20 protein-coding genes are annotated in these 23,251 nt (G+C 75.8%); 7 read left to right on the plus strand and 13 right to left on the minus strand.

What is annotated here, in order from left to right; genetic code table 11:
• Nucleotides 1-85: 85 nt before the first annotated feature.
• The 4 genes from LPA54_RS28460 to LPA54_RS28475 all read right to left on the minus strand — a co-directional run bounded on the left by LPA54_RS28460 (nt 86) and on the right by LPA54_RS28475 (nt 7,228).
• Nucleotides 86-778 (minus strand): LuxR C-terminal-related transcriptional regulator, encoded by a 693-nt coding sequence (locus LPA54_RS28460; protein ID WP_228982964.1) that lies wholly within the window; start codon nt 776-778, stop codon nt 86-88.
• 293 nt (nt 779-1,071) lie between these two features.
• Nucleotides 1,072-3,039: a PQQ-like beta-propeller repeat protein gene (locus LPA54_RS28465; RefSeq protein WP_228982972.1), complete on the minus strand. Its 1,968-nt coding sequence runs from the start codon at nt 3,037-3,039 to the stop codon at nt 1,072-1,074.
• Nucleotides 3,040-3,151: 112 nt separating this feature from the next.
• Entirely contained in the window at nt 3,152-5,083 is a 1,932-nt protein-coding gene (locus LPA54_RS28470) for a PQQ-binding-like beta-propeller repeat protein (RefSeq protein ID WP_228982975.1), read from the minus strand.
• Nucleotides 5,084-5,404: 321 nt separating this feature from the next.
• Entirely contained in the window at nt 5,405-7,228 is a 1,824-nt protein-coding gene (locus LPA54_RS28475; protein WP_228982978.1) for an ABC-F family ATP-binding cassette domain-containing protein, read from the minus strand.
• Nucleotides 7,229-7,339: 111 nt separating this feature from the next.
• Between LPA54_RS28475 and LPA54_RS28480 the strand changes: the two genes are divergently transcribed.
• On the plus strand, nt 7,340-8,041 hold the full coding sequence (locus LPA54_RS28480; protein ID WP_228982979.1) for a lipoprotein: 702 nt from the start codon (nt 7,340-7,342) through the stop codon (nt 8,039-8,041).
• Nucleotides 8,042-8,239: 198 nt separating this feature from the next.
• The gene (locus LPA54_RS28485) at nt 8,240-9,325 is read left to right on the plus strand and encodes a hypothetical protein (protein ID WP_228982981.1); all 1,086 of its coding nucleotides are present in this window, start codon (nt 8,240-8,242) and stop codon (nt 9,323-9,325) included.
• Here the strand turns inward: LPA54_RS28485 and LPA54_RS28490 are convergent.
• From LPA54_RS28490 to rsmI, 7 genes are all read right to left on the minus strand, one after another.
• Nucleotides 9,211-10,728 carry an acyltransferase gene (locus LPA54_RS28490; protein ID WP_228982984.1) on the minus strand — a complete coding sequence of 506 codons (1,518 nt, stop codon included), beginning with the start codon at nt 10,726-10,728 and terminating at the stop codon, nt 9,211-9,213. The genes LPA54_RS28485 and LPA54_RS28490 overlap by 115 nt on opposite strands.
• A gap of 143 nt (nt 10,729-10,871) precedes the next feature.
• Entirely contained in the window at nt 10,872-11,765 is an 894-nt protein-coding gene (locus tag LPA54_RS28495) for a 4-(cytidine 5'-diphospho)-2-C-methyl-D-erythritol kinase (protein WP_228982989.1), read from the minus strand.
• On the minus strand, nt 11,762-12,619 hold the full coding sequence (gene rsmA / locus LPA54_RS28500) for a 16S rRNA (adenine(1518)-N(6)/adenine(1519)-N(6))-dimethyltransferase RsmA (protein ID WP_228982996.1): 858 nt from the start codon (nt 12,617-12,619) through the stop codon (nt 11,762-11,764). The genes LPA54_RS28495 and rsmA overlap by 4 nt, the downstream gene beginning before the upstream one ends.
• Nucleotides 12,616-13,896 (minus strand): ubiquitin-like domain-containing protein, encoded by a 1,281-nt coding sequence (locus LPA54_RS28505; RefSeq protein ID WP_308112901.1) that lies wholly within the window; start codon nt 13,894-13,896, stop codon nt 12,616-12,618. The genes rsmA and LPA54_RS28505 overlap by 4 nt, the downstream gene beginning before the upstream one ends.
• Before the next feature lie 245 nt (nt 13,897-14,141).
• Entirely contained in the window at nt 14,142-15,011 is an 870-nt protein-coding gene (locus tag LPA54_RS28510; protein ID WP_228982998.1) for a TatD family hydrolase, read from the minus strand.
• A 139-nt stretch (nt 15,012-15,150) separates the two neighbouring features.
• Nucleotides 15,151-15,663: a hypothetical protein gene (locus LPA54_RS28515; protein WP_228983001.1), complete on the minus strand. Its 513-nt coding sequence runs from the start codon at nt 15,661-15,663 to the stop codon at nt 15,151-15,153.
• 148 nt (nt 15,664-15,811) lie between these two features.
• Nucleotides 15,812-16,678, minus strand: a complete 867-nt coding sequence (gene rsmI, locus LPA54_RS28520; protein WP_228983006.1) for a 16S rRNA (cytidine(1402)-2'-O)-methyltransferase — start codon at nt 16,676-16,678, stop codon at nt 15,812-15,814.
• 177 nt (nt 16,679-16,855) lie between these two features.
• Here rsmI and LPA54_RS28525 point away from each other — a divergent pair, with 177 nt between their 5' ends.
• The 3 genes from LPA54_RS28525 to LPA54_RS28535 all read left to right on the plus strand — a co-directional run bounded on the left by LPA54_RS28525 (nt 16,856) and on the right by LPA54_RS28535 (nt 20,895).
• Nucleotides 16,856-18,550 carry a dolichyl-phosphate-mannose--protein mannosyltransferase gene (locus LPA54_RS28525; RefSeq protein ID WP_228983077.1) on the plus strand — a complete coding sequence of 565 codons (1,695 nt, stop codon included), beginning with the start codon at nt 16,856-16,858 and terminating at the stop codon, nt 18,548-18,550.
• Between the two features lie 123 nt (nt 18,551-18,673).
• Nucleotides 18,674-20,299: a penicillin-binding transpeptidase domain-containing protein gene (locus tag LPA54_RS28530; RefSeq protein ID WP_228983009.1), complete on the plus strand. Its 1,626-nt coding sequence runs from the start codon at nt 18,674-18,676 to the stop codon at nt 20,297-20,299.
• A 218-nt stretch (nt 20,300-20,517) separates the two neighbouring features.
• Nucleotides 20,518-20,895, plus strand: coding sequence for a DUF4180 domain-containing protein (locus LPA54_RS28535; protein WP_228983010.1), 378 nt, complete (start codon nt 20,518-20,520; stop codon nt 20,893-20,895).
• A 92-nt stretch (nt 20,896-20,987) separates the two neighbouring features.
• Here the strand turns inward: LPA54_RS28535 and LPA54_RS28540 are convergent, their stop codons facing one another.
• Nucleotides 20,988-21,248 (minus strand): hypothetical protein, encoded by a 261-nt coding sequence (locus LPA54_RS28540; RefSeq protein ID WP_228983013.1) that lies wholly within the window; start codon nt 21,246-21,248, stop codon nt 20,988-20,990.
• A 172-nt stretch (nt 21,249-21,420) separates the two neighbouring features.
• Between LPA54_RS28540 and LPA54_RS28545 the strand changes: the two genes are divergently transcribed.
• Together LPA54_RS28545 and LPA54_RS28550 are read left to right on the plus strand one after the other, a co-directional pair.
• A complete protein-coding gene (locus LPA54_RS28545) occupies nt 21,421-22,173 on the plus strand; it encodes a DUF6879 family protein (protein WP_228983015.1) in 753 nt (250 codons plus the stop codon).
• 17 nt (nt 22,174-22,190) lie between these two features.
• The gene (locus LPA54_RS28550; protein WP_228983016.1) at nt 22,191-23,042 is read left to right on the plus strand and encodes a helix-turn-helix transcriptional regulator; all 852 of its coding nucleotides are present in this window, start codon (nt 22,191-22,193) and stop codon (nt 23,040-23,042) included.
• Between the two features lie 53 nt (nt 23,043-23,095).
• Here the strand turns inward: LPA54_RS28550 and LPA54_RS28555 are convergent, their stop codons facing one another.
• Nucleotides 23,096-23,239 carry a DUF6879 family protein gene (locus tag LPA54_RS28555; RefSeq protein WP_228983017.1) on the minus strand — a complete coding sequence of 48 codons (144 nt, stop codon included), beginning with the start codon at nt 23,237-23,239 and terminating at the stop codon, nt 23,096-23,098.
• Between the last annotated feature and the right edge of the window lie 12 nt (nt 23,240-23,251).

Here is a 23,251-nt window from a genome sequence, read left to right on the forward strand (position 1 = left end):
GGGGGGGGGGGGGGGGGGGGGGGGGGGGGGGGGGGGGGGGGGGGGGGGGGGGGGGGTGGGGGGGGGGGGGGGGGGGGGCGGGGGGTCAGAGCCGGTCGGCGATGCCCGGCACGCCCGCGGCGGCGCGGTCGAGCAGGCCGGTGCGGGCGGCGAGGGCGGCGGCCTCCAGCCGGGAGCCGACCCCGAGCTTCATCAGGACCCGCTGCACGTGCGTGCGCGCGGTGCTCGGCGCGATGCCCATGCCCGCGGCGATCAGCCGGGTGTCCTCGCCCTCGGCGACCCGGACCAGGACCTCCACCTCGCGGGGCGTCAGCATCCGCAGCAGCCGCTGGCCCTCGTCGTCGGGGGTCGCCGCCGGGTCGAGCAGTTCCGTGAAGGCGCCCTGGAGCAGCTGCGGCGCGACGGCGGCCTCACCCGCGCGGGCCTTGGCGATGGCGCGTTCCACGCCCTCGATCCGCTCGTCGTGGCGGACGTACCCGCAGGCCCCGGCGGCGAAGGCCGCCGCGATGCCGCGCGGGCTCGGCACCGGCCCGAGGACCAGCACCGCCACCTGCGGGCGGTCGCGCTTGATGCGGACGACGGGGTCGAAGGCGCCCGGCTCGGCCGGGGCCGCCGTACCGAGGAGGCACACCTCGGGCGCGCGGCTGACCACCAGCTCGGCCGCTCCCGCCGTCGGCGCGGCGGCGGCGAGCACCCGGTGCCCGCGCAGCTTCAGGGCCGAGGCGAGCGCCTCGGCGAGCAGGCGGTGGTCGTCGACCACCATCAGCCGTACGCCCATCGAGAACCCCCATCCCCTTGGAGATGGCCCCCCGGCCCTCCATGACCCGGCAAGCTACACGCTTGTTCGACGTCCTGCTCCCCCTACCGGTCAGAAGCCCCCCACAATGTCGAATTCTTCGCCAATCAGGGCTACTTGGGGGACGCCGGCTGACGCCCGCCGCACCCGAGCCCCGGCTGCTCCGGCTTCCGGCGCCCTGCCCCGGACGCGCCGGCGGCCCGGCACGTCCGCGGGGACGTACCGGGCCGCCGGGGGCCGGGACCGGGCGCCGGAAGCCGGGGCGCCCGGGTCGGTCACTCGGTGGTGAACACCAGCGCCAGGTAGCGCGTCTCCTTCACCACCGTCGACGGCTTGGAGACGAAGTAGTCGGCCATGTACAGCCGCCCGTCCCGGTAGATCAGGTCCTCGCGGTCGGCGAGGAGCGTCTCGGCGGTGCGGATCGCCCGGTCGGCCGGGGTCTTCAGCAGCACCGTCTCCTGGAAGGTGGCGCCGTCGACGCTGACGAGCTGCCCGCCGCGCTCGTAGCCGGGGGACTTGTAGGCGATGACGTTGCCGCCGTCCATCCGCACGGGGAAGACCGTCGTGTTGGCGCCGGAGTCCAGCTTCCGGCCGACGAGCTTGCCGGTCGTCAGGTCGAAGGCGACCAGTTCGTTGACGCGGTTGTAGTCCTCCCCGGAGCCCTCGTGGTTCTCCGTCGGGAGGTAGAGGCGGTTGTTGCCGACGACGAGCTTCTCGCACTCCTCCACGTTGGTGGAGCGGCACTTGCCCGCGTACCGCGACGCGTCGGCGGCGATCTTCACCTTGAGCTTGCCGGTCGTCTCGTCGATGGAGAAGAAGTCCGAGATGCCGGAGCCGTCGCCCGCCGTCCGGCCGACGTCGGCCGCCGCGACGAGCGGCTTGGTGGAGACGACCGCCGCGTACTCGACGCCCGCGGGCATCTTGTACGTGGAGATCGGCGCACCGGTCGTCGGGGCGAGGTTCTGCACGAGCACGTGCTTGTTGCCGCTGTCGCCGCACTGGCGCACCGCGACGAGGCCCTCGCCGCCGCCGTACCCGAGGTCCTTGCAGCCCTCGGCGTTCGGCTGGGGGCGCCAGTACTCCTTGCCGGTCGCCAGGTCCCAGGCGGCGCCGCCGTCCGTGCCGCCGGCGGCGACGGTGTTCGCGCCGATGGTCACCTCTTCCCAGCGGGCCTTGCGGTCACCGCCGGTGCCGCCCTCGACGGTCTTCGTCCACGCCAGCTTCCCGGCGTCGAGGTCGATCACGCCGACCTCGGAGCACGGCGGGTACTTGAGCTGCGCCGTCGGCTTGGACGGCTGGAAGACCAGGGCGGCCCTGCCGTCCTTGACGTGCCGGGACGCGGCGCAGATCTCGCCGGGGAGCGGCACGGTCCACAGCTTGGTGCCCTTGAGCGGGTCGTAGCCGACGACCTCGTTGACGCCCGACTTGACGTACGTCTTCTCCGTCAGCCAGGAGCCCTTGGTGGTGGTCGTGTCGGTGACGACGGGCGCCGGGATCTGGAAGGCGACCTTCGCCTGGGTGTTCGCCGGCGGCTTCTCCTTGCCACCGCCGCCGGGGGCCTTGGCGCCGCCGTCCTCCCCGCCGCCGCCCGTGGTGGCGCCGGCGGTGTCGCCGTTCGCCGTGGCGGGCTCGTCGCCCCGGGAGGAGGCGTACCAGAGGCCGGTGCCGACGATCAGGACGACCGCGACGGCCGCCGCGATCACGATCTTCATGGACGCGGAGAGCTTCCCGCGCCCCTGGCCGGCCGGCGCGCCGGGCATGCCGGGCATGCCGGGCATGCCGGGCTGCGGAGCCGCCTGGTGCATGGGGGCGGTCGGGTAGCCGTACGCGGGCGGCTGCCCCGCCGCCTGGCCGGGCATGGGGCCGGACGGCTGGGTGGGCGGCTGCGCCGGGTGGCCGTACCCGCCGGGCTGCCCGGCCGGGGGCGCGGGCGGGCCCGCCGGCGGCTGCGGCCCGTGCGGCGGCTGGGGCGGCTGAGGTGCCTGGGGGTAGCCGTACCCGGGGGCGTCCTGAGGTGCCTGGGGGTAGCCGTACCCGGGGGCGTCCTGCGGTGCCTGGGGGTAGCCGTACCCGGGGGCGCCCTGGGGCGGCGGCGCGGGTGCGCCGAAGCCGCCGGGCGGGACGTCCTGCGGCGCCCCGAAGCCGCCCTGCGGCGGCGGGCCGGGCGGCTGGTCCGGCGGGCCCGGAGGCTGGTTCGGCGGCGGGCCCGGAGGCTGGTTCGGCGGAGGGGGCGGCTGCGTCATCGTGTCTGCGTACCTCGAAGGAAGGAAGGGGTCGTCCGTCCGCCCGCCACCGGGGCGGCGGGCGGACGGCGAACGGACGGCGTACGGCTACGGCGGGCGGCGGGGCCCGGGGCTACCTGCCGAAGGCGATCATGGTCTTGGTCTCCAGCTCCGCCTTGTCGTTCTGCGCGCTCACGCGTCCGCTGGCGATGAGGAACCGGCCGTCGGCGTAGACGTACCGCGGCTGCCAGAAGTCCCGCTCCACGCGGGCCACGGACGCCGGGTGCTGGAGGACGACCTCCGGCTTGCCGCCCGTCGGGGCGAGGGTGGCGACGGCGCCGCCGCGGTCCCAGGAGCCCTCGACGTACAGCAGCAGCCGACCGCCGTCCATGCGCAGCGGGAGCAGCGTCTTCTCCGGGCCGGCCGTCGCGCGCCACTTGGGCTTGCCGGTGTTCAGGTCGAACGCCACGACGTCGTTGGTGCCGCGGGTGAGGGTGGTGGGCTCGGTCGACATGTAGAAGGTGCCCGCGTCGGCCGCCACGCCGGAGCAGCCCTGGAGCCGCTCGCCGAAGACGATGAGGCCGCCGCCCCCGCAGTTGGCCCGGAACTTGTCGTTGCCGCCGGACAGCTGGGAGCGGAGCTTGCCCGCGGCCGTCAGGGCCAGCACGGTCCGCTGCTTCTTCTCCTTGTGGACGGCGTTGACCACCAGCGGGTCGACCGAGTAGACCTTGTCGACCTCCCAGCCGCGCGTCAGCTGGTACTTCCACGTCGGCTTGCCGGTGGCGGGGTCGACGCCCCACACCTCCTGCTGCGGGTTCTTGTAGTCGCTGACCCGGCAGCTGGCCGCGGCGACCAGGCGCGGGCCGTCACCGGCGTAGGCGTACGGCTGGCAGCCGTCGGCGGGCTTGCCGAAGAGCTGCTTGCCGTCGGTGAGCGAGAAGCCGTAGGAGTTGCCGGTGCCGGCGGCCGCGACGGTGTTGCCCGCGATGGCGAGCGTCGGGTCCGAGAGGGCGCTGAAGCCGCTGGCCTTGGGGATCTCCTTCTTCCACCCCGCCTTGCCGGTCTTCAGGTCGATCTGCTGCAGGACGCGGCAGTCGGCGCGGTCCGTCGTGCCGTCCTTCACGCCGAGGACGATGACGCCCGCGGCGGTGGGCGCGGCCGGGGCCTCGCAGACGTCCGTGGTGAAGGGGATGCTCCACTTCTTCTTGCCGTCGGCGAGGGAGAAGCCCTCGACGCTGCGGTACATCGCCTTGACGACGGTGTCGCCGACGACCCACGGGCCCAGCACGTCGGCGCCGTTGCGCGGCAGGTCCACGTCGTTCTTCAGCAGCCACTCGACCTTGGCCTCGCCCGGCTGGCGGCCGGCGTTCAGGTCGTCGTCCTGGGTGCGTCCGCCGCCGGTGCCGTCGCCCTTGTCGACGGGGTCGGAGGCGGACGGAGTCGGCGACGGGGCGGCGGACGCGCCCGCGGTCGGCTGCGCCGGCTCGTCGCCGTCGCTCACGAACCACCAGGTGCCGCCGGCCACGAGCAGGGCCGCGGTCACCGCGGCGACGATCACGGCGGGCTTGCCCTTGAACGGGCCGCCCCCGGAACCGCCGCCGGGCGGCACGGGGCCGCCCGGGTAGGGCGGCTGCCCGGGGTGGCCGCCGTAGGGGTTCGGCTGCTGGCCGTACGCGGCGGGCTGCCCGTACGGGCCGGGCTGCTGGCCGTACGGTCCGGGCTGGCCGGGCTGGGCGGGGGCGCCGTAGGGGCCGGGCTGGGCGTACGGGCCCGGCTGGGCGGGCGCACCGTAGGGGCCGGGCTGCCGGCCGGGCGCCTGCGGGTGGCCGTAGCCGGGCGCGGGCGGCTGGCCCGGCGCCTGCGGGAAGCCGTAGCCGGGCGCCGGCGGCTGGGCCGGGGGGCCGGCCGGCGGCTGGGCCGGGGGCTGCGCCGGCGGGGCCGTCGGCGGCTGGGCGGGCGGCTGGGGTGCCGTCGGCGGTTGGGCCGGCGGCTGGGGGACCTTCTGCGGGTCCTGCGGAGACCCGAAGCCTCCCTGCGGCGGTTGCTGGCTGGGCGGCTGAGTCATCAGCGCTTCCCCCTTCGTGCGGTCCGCTGGCCGATCGGCCTCCCCCGCGATTCCGGCCGGGGACGTGGCCGGAATGGAGCGAATCGGACAGGGATGTCGCACTGTTACGTGAGTCGAGCGGGGCTTCTTTGTACCACCTGGCGTCCGACGGCAGACGGGCCGGACCGCCCCTGTTCCCAAGGGAGGACCGGCCCGTGATGCCGCTGTTATCGGCTCTCCACGGCTTCCCCACGCCGCCGCGCGGGTGCCCGGCGGCTGCCGCGCGACGGCCGGGCGGGGGCGCGCGGCGTGGCGCCGCGCCCGCCCCGCGCGGCCGTGGCGCTACGCGTCCTCGGCCAGTTCCAGCCAGCGCATCTCCAACTCCTCGCGCTCGGCGCCCAGTTCCCTCAGCTGCGCGTCGAGCTTCGCCACCTCGGCGAAGTCCGTGGCGTTCTCGGCGATCCGGGCGTGCAGCGCGGACTCCTTCTCGGAGACCTTGTCGAGCTGCCGCTCGATGCGCTGGAGCTCCTTCTTCGCGGCGCGGGCGTCCGCGGCCGAGGCCGCCTTCACCGCCTTCGCGGCGGGCGCCGCCCCGGCCGTGTTCGCGGCGGGGGCGCCCGCCGCGGCCTCGACCATCCGCCGGCGGCGCTCCAGGTACTCGTCGATGCCGCGCGGCAGCATCCGCAGCGTCGCGTCGCCGAGGAGCGCCAGGGTGCGGTTCGTGGTGCGCTCGACGAAGAACCGGTCGTGGGAGATGACGACCATCGAGCCGGGCCAGCCGTCGAGGAGGTCCTCCAGCTGCGTCAGGGTCTCGATGTCGAGGTCGTTGGTGGGCTCGTCGAGGAAGAGGACGTTCGGCTCGTCCATCAGCAGCCGCAGCAGCTGCAGGCGGCGCCGCTCGCCGCCGGACAGGTCGCCGACCGGCGTCCACTGCTTCTCCTTGGTGAAGCCGAACTTCTCGCACAGCTGCCCGGCCGTCATCTCCCGGCCCTTGCCGAGGTCGACGCGGTCGCGGACCTGCTGCACGGCCTCCAGCACCCGCAGCGCCGGCGGCAGTTCGGTGACGTCCTGGGAGAGGTAGGCGAGGCGGACGGTGCGGCCGACGGCGATCCGGCCGGCGGCGGGCTGCTTCTCCCCCTGCGTCACCGCGGCGTCGGCGAGGGCCCGCAGCAGCGAGGTCTTGCCCGCGCCGTTCACGCCGACGAGGCCGATCCGGTCGCCGGGGCCGAGCTGCCAGGTCAGGTGCTTCAGCAGGACCTTCGGCCCGGCCTGGACGGTGACGTCCTCCAGGTCGAAGACGGTCTTCCCGAGCCGGGCCGACGCGAACTTCATCAGCTCGGCGTCGTCGCGCGGCGGCGGCACGTCGGCGATCAGCTCGTTGGCCGCCTCGATGCGGTAGCGGGGCTTGGACGTGCGGGCCGGGGCGCCGCGCCGCAGCCAGGCCAGCTCCTTGCGGACGAGGTTCTGCCGCTTGGCCTCCTCCGTCGCGGCGATCCGCTCGCGCTCGGCGCGGGCGAAGACGTAGTCGGAGTAGCCGCCCTCGTACTCGTGGACGGTGCCGCGCTGCACGTCCCACATGCGGGTGCAGACCTGGTCGAGGAACCAGCGGTCGTGGGTGACGCAGACGAGCGCCGAGCGGCGCTCCCTGAGGTGGCCGGCGAGCCAGGCGATGCCCTCCACGTCGAGGTGGTTGGTCGGCTCGTCGAGGACGATGAGGTCCTGCTCGGCGATGAGCAGCTTGGCGAGCGCGATGCGGCGCCGCTCGCCGCCGGAGAGCGGCCCGATGACGGTGTCCAGCCCCTGCGGGAAGCCGGGCATGTCCAGGCCGCCGAAGAGGCCGGTCAGCACGTCGCGGATCTTGGCGCTGCCCGCCCACTCGTGGTCGGCGAGGTCGCCGATCACCTCGTGCCGGACGGTGGCGGCGGGGTCGAGCGAGTCGTGCTGCGTGAGCACGCCGAGCCGCAGCCCGCCGTTGTGCGTGACGCGGCCGCTGTCGGCCTCCTCCAGCTTGGCGAGGACGCGCACGAGCGTCGTCTTGCCGTCGCCGTTGCGGCCCACCACCCCGATCCGGTCGCCCTCGGAGACGCCGAGGGAGACTCCGTCGAGCAGGGCACGGGTGCCGTACACCTTGCTGACGGCCTCGACATTGACCAGGTTGGCGGCCATTTCACTCCTGATGTGGCGGAAGGGATCGACCCTCCAGGGTAGTGGGCGCCGCGGGGTGCCCGGAGGCCCGTGCGGTAGCGTGCGGCGATCGTCGGAGGGAAGGGCCCGGAAGTGGTGGGGCGGGGAGTCGGGAAGGCAGCGGCGGCGGCCGCGGTGGCCGCGGCGCTGGTGGGCGGCTGCGCGCCGGGCGGCGGCGCGGACCGGCTGGCGGCCGGCCCGTCCGCCGGAGGCACCGGGCCCCCGGCCGGGGCCGCGGGACCGGCCGCGACGGCCCCGGGCGCCGCGGCGGACGGACGGGTGGCGGCGAAGGGCGGGACCCTCGGCGGTCCCGGGTCGGCGTGCCCGCTGCCCGTGACGTTCGACCTTGCCGCCGCCTGGGTGCCGGAGCGGATCGCCCCGGTCGACGACCCGGACCTGCGCTCCCTGCTCGACCAGGGCACGGTGACGGTCGTCTGCGAGGTCGACGCCAAGCCCGCCGGGAGCGTCGGCTTCCTGCGGGTGTGGACCGACGGCGACAGGGCGGCCACCCCCCGGCGGGTGCTGGAGTCCTTCGTGGCCGGCGCCGAGTCCCCCGCCTCCGTCGTCCACCGGGACGTCCGCCTGGCCGCCGACCCCGCGCTGCCTGCCGCCGAGGTCACGTACGCCGTCACCAGCCGGCTGCCGGACGAGCGCAAGAGGGTCCGCGCGCTGGCCGTGGTCACCGCCTCCGGCCCGGTCGTCCTGGAGCTGGGCGGCATGGACAGCGCCGAGCACGAGGCGATGCTGCCCGCGTACGCACTGGCGAAGGGGTCCCTGAAGGCGGCGCGCCGCTGACGGGCACCCGGAGCCACCCACAAGACCCCTGGCGGCTCGCGACACCCGCGGGACCCGTCAGCCCCGCACGGCCCGTACGGCCCGTACTCCCCGGGGAAAACGCACGAACGGCAAGAACCGGAGGACGTCGTACCGCGTGTCCGTGATCGAACACGTGACCGTGGCTCCCCACGAACGTCCATCTGCGAGAGGTACGACATGAGCAAGGACAGCGGCAAGGACCAGGCGGCCCCCTCCGGGCGCCGCCGCGGGGTGCGGGCGGTGGCCCTCGCGTCGGCGGCGGCCGTCGTGCTGGCCGGCGGGGCGTTCTGGCTGTCCGGCGGGTACGACGCGTGGCGCGGCACGGGGGACGCGCTGGACGGCGCCTGCGACGGGCACCTGGCGGACGGGCCGGTGCGGCAGCTGCTGCCGGGCGTCGCGCTGACCGCGTCCGGCGCGCTCCAGCACGACGGGTGGCGCTGCACCGTCGCCGAGGCGGACACCACCGGCCAGGGCGGCACCCGGTTCCAGGTGCGGGTGCGCGACGCGCAGGAGCCGTTCGGGCCGGACGGTTCGATCGACCCGGGCGACGGCGCCGTACCGCTGGGCGGCGGCTGGACCGGTTCCTTCGCGTACGGGGCCCCGGGCGACGGCGGCCCCGCGCGCGGCCGGGTGGTGGTGCTGCTGGACTGCGGCGACGAGACCGGCGACGGCCTGCTGGCGGCGGCGGACGCGCGGCTCGGGGGCGGCGAGGGCTTCCGGGACGCCGGGGCGCGGGCCCGGCTCGCCACCGCGCTCGCCGACACCGCGCTGTCGTACGCCCGCCGCACGGGCTGCGACGCGGCCGCCCCCGGGCCGGTGCGCGAGGTGGCCGCCCCGGCGGCGGCCGACGCGCGGGTGCCCCTCGACCGGGCGACCGGCACGTGCGCGGGCGTCGTCGACGCGGCGACGGGGCGCCGGTGGGGCGCCGGTACGGCCGCGGAGACCGCCGCCGAGCCGGCGCCGGTGGAGCGCTGCACGCTCGGCAGCGTGTCCGGGACGCCGCTGTACGCCTTCACCGCGTCGTACGGGCCCTACGGGGAGGCCGCCTCGTCGGGTGGCGACGCGCTGCCCGCCCTGGGGAAGGCGAACGCACCCCGGGGCCACTACCGGATGACCGCGCGCTGCCCGGGGGCGGACGGGACGGCCGTCTACGAGATCGAGCCGGACGACGGGCTGGCGCTGGACCACGTGTCGCTGCGGACCGCGCTGAAGTCGTTCGCGACGGCGTCGGCGGAGCGGCACGCCTGCGACGCCCCGTCCTGACGCGGGGCCCCGGCCCGGCCGGGCGCGGGGCGGCGGCCGGAGCGCTCCACCAGCGTCCAGCCCGCAAGGATCATGGCGACGGTCGCCGGGGCCGTGACGTCCACGGCGACCAGGACCGCGGTGCGGCCCTCCAGCAGGCCCGCGAAGCCGACCGCCGACAGGCCGAGCACGCCCATCAGGCAGAGCGCCACCCCCGCGGCGGCCACCGGCCCGGACGCCCGTCCGCGCCCCCGCGCCGCCCGCCCCCGCGCCCCCCGGCCGGGCGCCGGCGGGGCGCCCCACTTCGTACGCCCCGGCTCCGCCGCGCGGCCCGGCCGCTCCGCGCGGCGGAACAGCGCGACCAGCAGCGCCGTCAGCGCCGCCGCGGCCACCAGCCGCGGCGGCAGCTGCGCCCACCACGCCCCGGTCGCCGGCTCCGGCAGCGGCACGTCCAGCGCCAGGAGCGCGCCGTACACGCCGAGCATCGCCGTCAGGTGCCACAGGAACGCCGTCATGGCGACGCCGTTCGCCGCGACGACCGCCCGCCACACCCGGGCGCGGGCGGCGAGCCGGGTGCCGGGCCCGCGCAGCAGCTCCACCGCGCCGACCAGCCACACGCCGTGGCACAGCAGGGCCAGGCTCGGGGGCGCCATGTTGGAGACGGCCTCCCCGGGCATGCCCACCATGGACAGCGGGTACGGCCCGAGGGCGACGAGCGCGGCCGCGCCGGCGAGGCCCGCCCCGGCCAGCGCCCCGGGGACGCGCCTTCCGCGCAGCCGGCCGTCCGCGCTGAGGAAGCCGAGCTGGTGGACGGCCAGCCAGACCAGCCCGAAGTTCAGGAACCCGACGAAGGGCACGCCGCCCGCGAAGCGCAGCCCGTCCACCGCCGCCGCGCCCGCCGCGAGCGCCGCGAACGCGCCCCAGCCCCACCGCCGGTGCAGCCGCAGCAGCGGCGGCGTGAACGCGACCATCGCCAGGTACACGCCGACGAACCACAGCGGCTGCGCCACCAGCCGCAGGGCCGTGCCCGTCAGTCCGGAGCCGCCGCCGAGCAGCTGGACGACCAGCGCGGCGGCGCCCCACACCGCGGTGAACAGGACCGTCGGCCGCAGCAGCCGCCGCAGGCGGGCCCGGACGAAGACGTCGTAGGCGGGGTGGGAGCGCGAGGAGAGCGCGTGGGCGAAGCCGCCGACGAAGAAGAACACCGGCATCACCTGGAGCGCCCAGGTGGCGATCCGCAGGGCGGGCACGATCGCCAGGAGATTGCCCACCCGGCCGTCGGCCGTCACCGCCGCCATGAGCCAGTGCCCGAGGACGACCACCGCCAGGGACGCGACCCGCAGCAGGTCGATGTACCGGTCCCGGGTGGCGGGGGTGGCGGCGGCGAGGTCGCTCGCCCTGATTCCCTTGCCCGTACGTCGCATGCGGCGACTCTCCCGCCCCGGCCGGGCGGGGCGGGAGGGCCGTCGTACTCAGATGCGGCGTGAGTACCCGCGCCCCGGCGCCGTCCGGCGGGCACGCGCGCCCGCCGGTCGGCGCTGCCGGCGGGCACGCGCCCGCCCCGGCGTCACGGGGTGAGGAGCAGCGCCCCCGGTGCGGGGGAGGTGGCCGTGCGGGCCGTGCGGCAGGTGCCGGAGGCGGTGAGCGCGGCGGCGACGGACCGGGCGGACTCGGCGTCCTTGACGAGGAACGCCGTCGTCGGCCCCGAGCCGGAGACGAGCGCGGCCAGGGCCCCGGCGGCGGTCCCGGCGGCGAGGGTGTCCGCCAGGGACGGGCGCAGGGAGAGGGCCGCGGGCTGGAGGTCGTTGGCGAGGGCGCCGGCGAGGGCGGCGGTGTCGCCGGTGCGCAGCGCGTCCAGGAGGGCGGGCGGGGCGTCGGGGGCCGGCGCGTCGGGCGTGAGCCGGTCGAACTCGGCGTAGACGGCCGGGGTCGACAGACCGCCGTCGGCCAGCGCGAACACCCAGTGGAACTCGCCGCCGACGGGCAGGGCGGTGAGCCGCTCGCCCCGGCCGGTGCCCAGGGCGGCCCCGCCCACCAGGGAGAACGGCACGTCGCTGCCGAGTTCGGCGCAGATGTCGAGGAGTTCGGCGCGGCTCGCCCCCGTCCCCCACAGGGCGTCGCAGGCGAGCAGGGCGCCCGCGCCGTCGGCGCTGCCGCCCGCCATGCCGCCGGCGACGGGGATGTCCTTGGCGATGTGGAGGTGGACGGCGGGTTCGATGCCGTACCGGGCGGCGAGCAGCTCCGCCGCGCGGGCCGCGAGGTTCGTCCGGTCGAGGGGGACCCGGTCGGCGTCGGGGCCCTCGCAGGTGACGCGGAGCGACGGGGCGGGGGCGGCGGTCACCTCGTCGTACAGGGAGACGGCGAGGAAGACGTTGGCGAGGTCGTGGAAGCCGTCGGGGCGGGCGGGTCCCACCGCCAGCCGGACGTTGACCTTGGCCGGGACTCGTACGGTGACGCTCACGCTCGGGCCTCCGCGATGCGGGCGAACTCCTCGACGGTCAGGGACTCGCCGCGGGCCTGCGGGGAGACGCCCGCCGCGACGAGGGCGGCCTCCGCGGCGGCGGGCGACCCGGCCCAGCCCGCCAGGGCCGCCCGCAGGGTCTTGCGGCGCTGGGCGAACGCCGCGTCGACGACGGCGAACACCTCCCGCTTGGTGGCGGTGGTCTCCGGCGGGTCCCGGCGGACCAGGGACACCAGGCCGGAGTCGACGTTCGGGGCGGGCCAGAAGACGTTGCGGCCGATGGAGCCGGCGCGCTTGACGTCGGCGTACCAGTTGGCCTTGACGGAGGGCACGCCGTACACCTTGTTGCCGGGGCCGGCGGCGAGCCGGTCGGCGACCTCCGCCTGGACCATGACGAGGGTGCGCTCGATGGTCGGGAAGCGGTCGAGCATGTGCAGGAGCACCGGGACCGCCACGTTGTACGGGAGGTTCGCGACAAGCGCGGTGGGCGGCGGGCCGGGCAGCTCCGTGACGTCCATGGCGTCGGAGTGGACGAGGGAGAAGCGCGGGGCCCGCTCGGGCATGCGGGCGGTGACGGTCGCGGGCAGCGCGGCGGCGAGCGTGTCGTCGATCTCGACGGCGACGACGCGGTCGGCGGCCTCCAGCAGGGCGAGCGTCAGGGAGCCGAGGCCGGGACCCACCTCCACCACCACGTCGTCGGGGCGCACCTGCGCGGTGCGGACGATGCGCCGGACGGTGTTGGCGTCGATGACGAAGTTCTGGCCGCGCTGCTTGGTGGGGCGTACGCCCAGCGCCGCGGCCAGTTCGCGGATGTCGGCGGGGCCGAGGAGGGCGTCGGACTCAGTGGTGCTCACCGATACAGCCTACGGCCGCAGTGCGGCCACGGACTCGCCCCCCGCTGCACGTAGAGCTTCTTCGCCCGGTATGTCTGCTCGGCGGCGGGCGCGTCCTGGGGGCGTCCGCTGCCGCCCAGCGCCCGCCAGGTGCCGGGGTCGAACTGGTACAGCCCGCCGTAGGTGCCGGAGGCGTCGACGGCGTCGGGGCGTCCGCCGGACTCGCAGCGGGCGAGGGCGTCCCAGTCGAGGCCGTCGGCGCCGGTGACGGAGCGGGGCATCGGGCGGGTGCCGACCCGCACGACCTGCGTGACGGGTTCCCGGACCAGCTCGCTGCCGGTCCTGCGGGGCCGCTCGGCGACGCCGTTGACGGAGCGGAGCTCGTAGGTGACGCGGCGCAGGCCCTGGCGGCCCTGGCGGGTGACGACCTCCGTGCCCCGGAAGAGGCGGGGGTCCTCGACGCGGCGGACGGCGAAGGGGACGGCCTCGTCGCGGGTCTCGCGGCCGCCGGTGATCCGCAGGACGGTGACGGTCTGCCCGTCGCGCGGGAACGAGCCGGGCGGCACGGAGGTGGTGTCGTCGCCGTCGAGCGTGATGCCCGCCTGGTCGAGCGCGTCGGCGACGGTGGCGGCGTTGGTGCGGACGGTGCGTTCGCGCCCGTCGGCGAGGAAGGTCACGGTGCGCTCGGTGCGGACGTCGAGGGCGAGGCCCTCGCGGCCGATGGCGGCGGAGCGCGAGGCGGAGAGGTGGGCGCCCTCGGCGCGGACGCCGAGCTCGCGCAGCGCCTCGTCGACGGTACGGGCGGTGGTCCACAGGCGCCGGCTGCGGCCGTCGAGCGTGAGGTCGACGGGGCGGCCCCAGCGGACGACGACCTCGTCGCCACTGGCCAGGGCGGCGTCGGGGGCGGGGGCGACGAGGTCGTGCTCGCCGACGGCCAGCCCCTCCTCGTCGAGGAGTTCCTCGACGTCGTCGGCGAAGGTGTGGAACGTGCGGGGCGTGCCGTCGACGCTGAGCCGGACCGCCTTGTCGTCGGCGACGAAGGCGCTCGTGCCGCCGGCGAGCACCGCGACGACGAGGGCCTGCGGGACGAGCCGCCGCAGCCCGTCCCCGCCGCGCGGTTCCGCCGCGCGGCGGCGGGCGGCCCGGCCCCCGCCGGCCCGGACGGGCGCGGCGTCGTCCCCCGGCGGGGCGGGCGACGGGATGGCCGGGCCCGGGGCGGCGTGCGGGGCCGGGACGGACGGGTCGGCGGCGCGGCGGCCCCGGGTGGCGGCCCGGTGACTGCCCTGCGAGGTGTTCACGAGGCCGGGACCCTAGCGGAGGGACGGTCACTCTCCCAAGCGACTCGACCACGCAGCGTCAACACGCTACCCTGCGCGCCCCCCGCGGCGGGCCGCCCGTACGGCGGTGCGAACGGCGGGGGCGGGCCCGCGGGCGCGGCCGGCGGGGGCGGCTCGAGGGGCGGCCCGCGGGGGCGCGGGGGCGGCCCGCGGGGGCGGCCTGGGCTGGGCGCGGGCCGGGGGTGGGCGCCGGCCGGCCGGCCCGGTCAGTAGTCGAAGGCGCGGGCGGTGTTGACGGCGAGCGCCGTCGCCATCTCCTCCTCGCCGATGCCGCGCACGGCGGCCATGGCGCGGACCGTGACCGGGACGAGGTACGGCGCGTTGGGCCGCCCCCGGTACGGGGCCGGGGTGAGGAACGGCGCGTCGGTCTCGACGAGGACGAGGTCGAGCGGGGCGACGGCGAGGGCGTCGCGCAGCGGCTGGGCGTTCTTGAAGGTGACGTTGCCGGCGAATGACATGAAGTAGCCGCGCTCGGCGCAGACGCGGGCCATGTCGGCGTCGCCCGAGTAGCAGTGGAAGACCGTCCGGTCGGGGGCGCCCTCCTCGGCGAGGATCCGCAGCACGTCGTCGTGGGCCTCGCGGTCGTGGATGACGAGGGCCTTGCCGTGCCGCTTGGCGATCTCGATGTGGGCGCGGAACGAGCGCTCCTGCGCCTCCTTGCCCTCCGGGCCGGTGCGGTAGTGGTCGAGGCCGGTCTCGCCGACGGCCCTGACGTGCGCGAGGGCGGCGAGCCGGTCGATCTCGCCGAGGGCGTCGTCGAGCGCCGCGTCCCCGCCGCCCTCGCGCGCGCCCTGCCGGGACCAGCCGTCGGGGTCGCCCAGCACGATCCGGGGCGCCTCGTTGGGGTGGAGGGCGACGGCGGCGTGGACGTTCGGGTGGGCGGCGGCCGTCTCCGCCGCCCACTGCGAGCCCTTCACGTCGCAGCCCACCTGCACGACGGTCTCGACGCCGACGAGGGCGGCCTTGGTGAGGGCCTCCTCGACCGTGCCGGTCTGCATGTCCAGATGGGTGTGCGAATCGGCCACGGCCACGGGAAGGGGCTCGGGCAGCGGCGGCGGGGCGTCCTTGGCGCTCATGCCCCGATCGTACGGAAGCGCCGCCGGCCCGCTCGCGGGGAACCCGGCCCCCGCCGGCGGAGCGCCCCCCTGCGGAGGGCGGCCCACCCGGGGCCCCGCCGGCGGAAGGCCCCTACTGCCGATGGCTACTGCCGATTGGCTACTGCCGATGGAAAGGGTGCAGCAGGTGCGCCAGCCGCCGGTGGCGCGGTCCGGCCTGCCCGCCCTCGGGGCCGCCCGCCGGGCCGACTCCGCCGGCGTCCGCGGGCGGTCCGGCGGAGGGGTCCGTCGCGGGCCGTCCCGCCGCCGTGGCCCGGGGCAGCGGCCTCTCCTCCATCTCCTGCCCCAGCGGCCCGGTCGTCGCCACCGGGACGGCCGCCCGCCGGGGCGCCATGCCGGGCACGCCGGGACGGGGCTCGCCGTGGTCGAGGACCGTGGAGATCCGCCCGGACCGCATGATCCGCACCACGTGCCGCCCGCAGTTGGGGCAGGTCGGGTGGGACAGCGGCGAGGGCACACGGCGGCCCTCGCTGCGGTAGACGGCGACGTCGTGGCCGGTGACGTCGGTGTGGTGCTCGATGTCGTACGCCTGCTCCCAGCCGTAGCCGCACCGCATGCACGCGAAGGCGTACGCCTCGTGGCCGACCGGGGTACCGGGGGTCTCGCCGCTCATGCCGGCTCCTTTCCACCGCACCGGTGGACGCCGCCGCGGGCGGCTCGGCACCTCGCCCGCGCCGAGCGCGGGGCCACCGGAGCGCGGGCGCGGACCACCGGGTGAGGGCGCCACCTCCCGCGGTGGGCCCCACCTCCCACGATAGTCCTCAGCCCGCCGCCGGGCCGCCCGTGCCGGCGTTCTTCGCGGCGACGACCGCGTCGAACACCTCCCGCTTCGGCAGCCCCGCCTCGGCGGCGACGGCCGCGATGGCCTCCTTGCGGCGCTCCCCCGCCTCCTCCCGGATCCTCACCCGGCGGACCAGCTCGGCCGGGTCGAGGTCGGCGGGGCCCGCCTCCGGGGCGCCCTCGACGACGACGGTGATCTCGCCGCGCACCCCCTCGGCGGCCCAGGCGGCCAGCTCGGCGAGGCCGCCGCGCCGGACCTCCTCGTACGTCTTGGTCAGTTCGCGGCAGACCGCCGCCCGCCGGTCCGCGCCGAACACCTCGGCCATCGCGGCGAGCGTGTCGTCGAGCCGGTGCGGCGCCTCGAAGTAGACGAGGGTGCGCCGCTCCCCGGCGACCTCCCGCAGCCGGGCGAGGCGCTCGCCGGCCTTGCGGGGCGGGAATCCCTCGAAGCAGAACCGGTCCACGGGCAGGCCGGACAGGGCGAGCGCGGTGAGCACGGCGGACGGGCCGGGCACGGCCGTGACCTTGATGTCCCGCTCGACGGCGGCGGCGACCAGCCGGTAGCCGGGGTCGGAGACGGACGGCATGCCCGCGTCGGTGACGAGCAGCACCCGCGACCCGCCGGCGAGCGCCTCGACCAGCTCGGGGGTGCGGGCGGCCTCGTTCCCCTCGAAGTACGACACGACCCGGCCGCGCGGCTGGACGCCGAGCGCCTGGGTGAGGCGGCGCAGCCGGCGCGTGTCCTCCGCGGCGACGACGTCGGCGTCCGCCAGCTCGGCGGCGAGGCGGGGCGGGGCGTCGGCGACGTCGCCGATCGGGGTACCTGCGAGTACGAGCGTTCCAGTCACGGTGCCATCCTCGCAGCCCCGCGCCCGGCCGGGCCGGGCGAGTCGCCCGGGCGCGTTCCCTACGATGGCGCGGTGACCAGACTTGCGCCTGAGGCCCTGCACGGACAGGACGGACCCGGCGGGCGCGCCGCCGGGGAGCACGCGGGAGGGCCGACGACGCCCGCGTGGGAGCGACGCCTGCGCCGGTTCGGCCACGTGCCCCGCACCGGGCCGGGGCTGCGGGAGCGGCTGGTGCCGCCGTACGCGCGCGCCTCGCCGCGGCTGTGGCAGGGGCTCGGGCTGCCGCCGGGGGCGGCGGACCGGCTGCTGCGCCTCGCGCCGTGGGGCGGGCCGCTGCTGGTGGCGCTGGTCGCCGGGGTGCTGCGGTTCTGGAACCTCGGCTCGCCGCACGCGGTGATATTCGACGAGACGTACTACGCCAAGGACGCCTGGTCGCTGATCCACCGGGGGTACGAGGGGGCGTGGCCCAAGGACGTCGACGCGACGGTCCTCCAGGACCCGGGTGCCGTCGCCGTCCCGCTGAACGCCGGGTACGTGGTGCACCCGCCGATGGGCAAGTGGGTCATCGGGCTCGGCGAGTGGTTCTTCGGCTTCGACCCGTTCGGCTGGCGGTTCATGGTCGCGGTGTGCGGCACCCTGTCGGTGCTGATGCTGTGCCGGATCGGCCGGCGGCTGTTCCGCTCGACGTTCCTCGGCTGCCTGGCGGGCGGTCTGATGGCCGTCGACGGGCTGCACTTCGTGATGAGCCGCACCGCGCTCCTCGACCAGGTGCTGATGTTCTTCGTGCTGGCGGCGTTCGGCTGCCTGCTGATCGACCGCGACCGGGCCCGGTCGCGGCTCGCGCGGGCGCTGCCGGTCGACGCGGACGGGGTGCTGCGGCCGGACGCCCGGGTGGCGGCGACGCTGCGGCTCGGCCGGCGGCCGTGGCGGCTGGCGGCCGGGGTGATGCTCGGCCTGGCGGCGGCGACGAAGTGGAACGGCCTGTACGTGATGGCCGCGTTCGGACTGCTGACCGTGGCGTGGGACGTCGGCGCGCGGCGCGTGGCGGGCGCGGAGCGCCCCTTCCGGGCGGTGCTGCGGCGGGACGTGCTGCCGGCGTTCGTGTCGGTGGTGCCGGTGGCGCTCGCCACGTACGTGGCGTCGTGGACGGGGTGGATCCTGTCGGACCGGGGCTACTACCGGAACTGGGCGACGACGGGCGAGGGCCGCGGCAGTTCCTGGTCGTGGCTGTTCCCGGAGTGGTGGCGGAGCCTGTGGCACTACGAGTCCGAGGTGTACACCTTCCACGTCAACCTGACGTCGGGCCACACGTACGAGTCGAACCCGTGGAGCTGGATCGTCCTCGGCCGCCCCGTGTCGTACTTCTACGAGTCGCCCGCGCAGGGCAAGGACGGCTGCCCCGTCGACGCCGCGGAGAAGTGCGCCCGCGAGGTCCTGGCGATCGGCACGCCGCTGCTGTGGTGGGCGGGCTGCCTGGCCGTGCTGTACGTGCTGTGGCGCTGGTCGTACCGCCGCGACTGGCGGGCCGGGGCCATCGCCTGCGGCATCGCGGCCGGGTGGCTGCCGTGGTTCCTGTACCAGGAGCGCACCATCTTCCTGTTCTACGCGGTGGTGTTCGTGCCCTTCCTGTGCCTGGCGGTCGCGATGATGATCGGCGCGATGGCGGGCCCGGCGGCCGGCCCCCCGGGGCCGGACGGCGTGGTGGACCCGGACGGCCGCGCGGAGCGGCGGCGCACCATCGGGGCGATCGGCGCGGGCGTGCTCGTCCTGCTGATCGTGTGGAACTTCATCTACTTCTGGCCCCTGTTCACCGGGGAGACGATCCCGATGGACGAGTGGCGGTCGCGGATGTGGCTGGATACGTGGGTGTGAGCGCTTCCGTTTGATTCCGTTCGGATAACAGGCGTCCGGTGTGTCGTCGTGGCGCGTAGGGTTCTCCCAGGGGCTCCTTGAACACGTTCAAGGAGAAGTGTCACCGGAGGGGGAGACCGCGGGATGCGGAGTGGGACGAAAGTGGCGATCGTCGGCGGCGTCTTCGCCGTCGCCGTCGGCGGCGTCGGGTACGGGGCGGTCAACGTCTGGAACGGGGTGACCGGCGGGACGACCACCGCCACGTCGCACGCCGGGACGCCGCGCAAGACCGGCCCGGTCACCGCCGAGGAGACCGAGGCCGCCGCGGCGGGCTTCCTCGCCGCGTGGGCGGCGGGGGACGCCGAGAAGGCCGCCGGCTTCACCAACGACCCGGCGAGCGCGCGGACGGCCCTGTCCGCCTACCGCACCGCGACCCACGTCGGCGGCATGAAGGCCGTCGCGGGCACGCCGTCGGGGACGGCGGTGCCGTTCACGGTGAGCGGGGTCGTCTCCTACGACGGCGTCCGCGTCCCGTGGACGTACGCGTCGCAGCTGACCGTGGTGCGCGGGCTGACCACCGGCGAGCCGCGCGTCGACTGGCGGGCCTCCGTGCTGCACCCGCAGCTGAAGGACGGCGAGTCGCTGAAGGTCACGGCCGCCGGGCCGCCCGCCGTCAAGGCCCTGGACCGCTCCGGCGCCGAACTGACGGTGGAGCGCTACCCGTCGCTGGCGCCCGTCCTGGACGAGCTGCGCAAGCGGTACGGCACCGAGGCCGGCGGCACGCCCGGCGTCGAACTGGTCGTCTCCGGCGAGGGCGACGCGGCGGACCGCACCCTGCTCACCCTGCGGAAGGGCAAGCCCGGCGAGGTCCGCACGACGCTGGACGCCGGGGTGCAGGCCGCGGCGGAGAAGGCCGTCAAGCGGTTCCCCGAGTCGTCGGTCGCCGCCGTCAGCGCCGGCACCGGGGAGATACGGGCGGTCGCCAACAACCGCAAGGACGGCTGGAACGCCGCGTTCCTCGGCCGGCAGGCCCCCGGCTCCACCATGAAGATCGTCACGGCGGCGCTGCTGCTGGAGAAGGGCCTGGTGGGCGCCGACAAGCCGGCCGAGTGCCCGAAGGAGGCGATGTACCAGGGCCGCACGTTCCACAACCTCGACCACTTCTCCATCGAGGGCGGGACGTTCACGCGCAGCTTCGCCCGCTCCTGCAACACCGCCTTCGTCAAGCTCATCGACGACGCCCGGGACGACGCCGCGCTGGGCAAGGAGGCCCGGGACGTCTTCGGCATCGGCCTCGAATGGCGGACGGGCGTGCCCACCTTCGACGGGTCCGTCCCGGCCGAGAGCGGCGGGGAGGCCGCCGCCCAGTACATCGGCCAGGGCACGATCCAGATGAACGCCCTGAACATCGCCTCCGTCACGGCCACGGCGAAGGCCGGCACCTTCCGGCAGCCGGTCCTCGTGCCGCGCTCCCTGGACGACCGGGAGATCGCCACCGCCGCCCGCTCCCTGGACGCCTCGGCCGCCCGCCAGCTGCGCGACATGATGCGCGCCACGGCCACCAACGGCACCGCCGCAGCGGCGATGGCCGGCGTCGGCGGCGACAAGGGCGCCAAGACCGGCTCCGCGGAGGTCGCCGACCAGGGCGTCGCCAACAGCTGGTTCGCGGGGTTCGCGGACGACCTGGCGGCGGCCGCCGTGGTCCAGGCCGCCGGCCACGGCGGCGACGCGGCGGGCCCGCTCGTCGCGTCGGTACTCAACGCCCGGTGACGGCGGGTCGCGCGGCCGCACGACGCCGGCTGGGCAGGACCGACGGGACGGGTGAGCGGAGCGCTTCGGCTCGCCGCGCGTGGTGGCGGGGCTGACGGCGCTGGGGCGCCGGCCCGACGCCGCACGCGGCGTGAGCCGCTCCGCCGGCCGGCGGAGCGGGCCTTCCCGACGGCGAAAACCCTTCGTGCCGCCGGCCGTACCGGGCTAGCCTCGCGCCCATGACCACCACCCCGACCCCCGTCCTGCGGACGATCCACGGCGTACCGGTGTGGGTGTGCCCGGCGGAGGGCTCCCCCGTCGCCACCGAGCAGGACGCCCTGGACCTGATCGGTGACGCCGGCTACCACGGCGCCCGGTGGGTCGTCGTCCCCGTCGAGCGTCTCGACGGGGCGTTCTTCCGCCTGCGCACGGGCGTGGCGGGCGGCATCGTCGGCAAGTTCGCCAACTACCGCATGGGACTCGTGGTCCTCGGTGACGTCTCCGCCCACACGGCGGACAGTGACGCGCTGCGCGACTTCGTCCGCGAGTGCGACCGCGGCACGCAGACCTGGTTCGTACCCGACCTCGACGCCCTGCGCGAACGCCTGGCCGGCTGAACCGCCCGGCCGGCTCCGGGCAGCGCCGTGGACCGCCGCGCGGGTAGCGCGACGGCCATCGCACACCCTCCATACCGCGGCCCAGGACGGGGTCAGCCCTCGGCGGGCGCGCAGCGCGGGCAGCGGCAGGGCGGCCAGACGCCCGACATCAGCGGGGGCAGCCGGTCCGTGGCCCGGTAGGCGCGCGGCGCGGACCAGGTACGGCCCCCGTCCCGCGACACCCGCAGGGTGAGCAGCGGGGCCGCCCCCGCATCCGGCCGGGCACCCTTGGCGCGCCCACCCGGCGCACCGACCGGATCGGGCACGGGCTGCGAGGGGCGGGCCGAGGGGCCGGTGGGGGTCGTGTTGGGCATGAAAGCGACGCTAGGCAAGCGGAGTTGGTCGGAGCCACGCGATGTTCTCGCATGTTCTCAGCGCAGGGGACGATGAGCGTTGATGGTCTCTTCTGTTCTGGGTGAACAGGTACCGTCGGTGCCCCGCTTCCGGCACCCTGACGATCAGTCGAACCCACCGGAGGAGTCCTTCATGGCACGACGCTTACGCTTCAACGGCACTGGTAGCGGGGAGGGTGGTTGTCCCAGCATCCACGAGGACCAGGACAGCGGCGAGATCATCGTCCACGGCCCACCCCTGACCGACCCCGAGAACATCACCCAGTTGCGGCACCTGTCACCGGGAGAGGTGCCGATCGTCGTTCCCCGCGCACTGCTCGTGGACTTCGGACCCAAGGAAGTGACCCGGGTGCCCCGCATCATCGACCTCGAAGCGTTCGGCAAGCTCTTCGAGGTGTTCGAGCACACGGCCTGGCGACTGGAGACGCGGCGGCGGTTCGCGTCGGACGAGGCCACGGACACCTACGCCCAGTTCATCCGGGGAGAAGCACCGTCCTGGGACCTCAACAGTCGGTGGGCGAAGACCATCCGGGAGAAGACCTCGGGTGGGGCGACGGTCGGCCGGGTGCGCGTGGTCGACCGGCCCCCGACACCCGGGCAGCGCTACCTCCTCGCGCACGCGGAGAAGAACACGGCGATCGGGGAGGACATCCGCAACATGTGGCGGGACGAGGCCGACCGCCTCGACCTGCCTGCTGAGGATTTCTGGATCTTCGACTCCCGTCTGGTCGCGCTGCTCCGCTTCGACAACGAGGACAACCTGGTCGACGTGGAGCTGATCACCGAGCCGGCGGAGGTCGTCCGTTACGCCCAACTCCGGGACCGTGCCTGGCACTACGCCGTACGGTACGAGGCGTTCGCCGCGGAGGTCGCGGCGCTCGGCTAGGGAGTTACCGTGTACCGGTGAGCACCGACTTCCAGCAGGCGCGCAGGGCCCTCGGAGCGAGACTCAAGGAGCTGCGCGAGGCCGGTCCCCATGGTCGGCTCACCGGTACCGTCCTCGCGGGTCGGTTGGGCTGGCCGCACTCAAAGGTCTACAAACTGGAGAACGGCCGCCAGACCGCGTCGCTCGAGGACCTGCGTGCCTGGTGTGAGGCCGTCGGAGCACCCGACGCGCTGGAGGAGCTTCGCGCGCGGCTCAGCGGGCTTGAGTCCCACCAGCGGTCGTGGCGCCGGCAACTGGCCGCCGGGCACCGTCCCGTGCAGGAGGCTCACAACCAGGCCCACGCCGATGCCTCGGTACTGCGCGCGTGGGAGTCCTCGTGGGTCGTGGGAGTTCTCCAGACACCTGACTACGCCCGGTCCGTCCTGTCCCGCTTCGCCGAACTCCACCGCTCGCAGCGGGATGTCGAGGAGGCGGTCCGCAGCCGCATGAAGCGGCAGGAGGGCCTGTACGACGCGCGCAGGCGGTACCACGTCCTTCTCTGGGAAGGCGTACTGCACTCCCGTATCTGTCCGCCGTCCGTCCTGGCGGCACAACTCGACCGACTCAGTGGTGTGATCGGGCTCGACACCGTGGAACTCGGCGTCGTCCCGTTCGGTGCCGCGTTGAAGATTCCACCCGGTGTGGGGTTCTGGATCTACGACGACAGGCAGGTGGTCGTCGAGACGTGGCACGCCGAGCTGTGGCTGGACGACGAGGACAGCGTCCGGACGCACACACGCGTCTGGCGCACCCTGCGGGAGTCGGCCGTCTTCGGTGGCGAGGCGCAGCGCGTCATCCACGAGGCCCGCCGGGCGCTGGACGTGCGCTGAGTCGGTGTGAGGGACAGTCGACGTGGCGGAGCGGTCGACGTGGCGGAGGAGGTCTACCGCAGCCGGTATTCGGCGTGCGGGGTCGCACGGGCCCAGACCGTCTCGAAGGCGGTCGCGCACAGGTGCGCCACCGCTGGGTCGGTGACGTACTCCTCGCCCAGCATGTCGCCGTTACCCGCGAAGTGGTTGAAGAGCACCGTCCCCCCTCG

Origin of the sequence: Streptomyces sp. DH12 (assembly GCF_020873895.1) — a bacterium.
Lineage (GTDB): Bacteria > Actinomycetota > Actinomycetes > Streptomycetales > Streptomycetaceae > Streptomyces.

Excerpts from the sequence above, each read along its gene's own strand:
- LPA54_RS28485 (WP_228982981.1), top strand. The coding sequence starts at position 8,240 with ATGAGCAAGGACAGCGGCAAGGACCAGGCGGCCCCCTCCGGGCGCCGC.
- LPA54_RS28490 (WP_228982984.1), bottom strand. The coding sequence starts at position 10,728 with ATGCGACGTACGGGCAAGGGAATCAGGGCGAGCGACCTCGCCGCCGCC.
- LPA54_RS28545 (WP_228983015.1), top strand. The coding sequence starts at position 21,421 with ATGGCACGACGCTTACGCTTCAACGGCACTGGTAGCGGGGAGGGTGGT.
- LPA54_RS28460 (WP_228982964.1), bottom strand. The coding sequence starts at position 778 with ATGGGCGTACGGCTGATGGTGGTCGACGACCACCGCCTGCTCGCCGAG.
- LPA54_RS28515 (WP_228983001.1), bottom strand. The coding sequence starts at position 15,663 with ATGAGCGGCGAGACCCCCGGTACCCCGGTCGGCCACGAGGCGTACGCC.
- LPA54_RS28530 (WP_228983009.1), top strand. The coding sequence starts at position 18,674 with ATGCGGAGTGGGACGAAAGTGGCGATCGTCGGCGGCGTCTTCGCCGTC.
- LPA54_RS28475 (WP_228982978.1), bottom strand. The coding sequence starts at position 7,228 with ATGGCCGCCAACCTGGTCAATGTCGAGGCCGTCAGCAAGGTGTACGGC.
- LPA54_RS28535 (WP_228983010.1), top strand. The coding sequence starts at position 20,518 with ATGACCACCACCCCGACCCCCGTCCTGCGGACGATCCACGGCGTACCG.
- LPA54_RS28465 (WP_228982972.1), bottom strand. The coding sequence starts at position 3,039 with ATGACGCAGCCGCCCCCTCCGCCGAACCAGCCTCCGGGCCCGCCGCCG.
- LPA54_RS28470 (WP_228982975.1), bottom strand. The coding sequence starts at position 5,083 with ATGACTCAGCCGCCCAGCCAGCAACCGCCGCAGGGAGGCTTCGGGTCT.
- LPA54_RS28510 (WP_228982998.1), bottom strand. The coding sequence starts at position 15,011 with ATGAGCGCCAAGGACGCCCCGCCGCCGCTGCCCGAGCCCCTTCCCGTG.
- LPA54_RS28540 (WP_228983013.1), bottom strand. The coding sequence starts at position 21,248 with ATGCCCAACACGACCCCCACCGGCCCCTCGGCCCGCCCCTCGCAGCCC.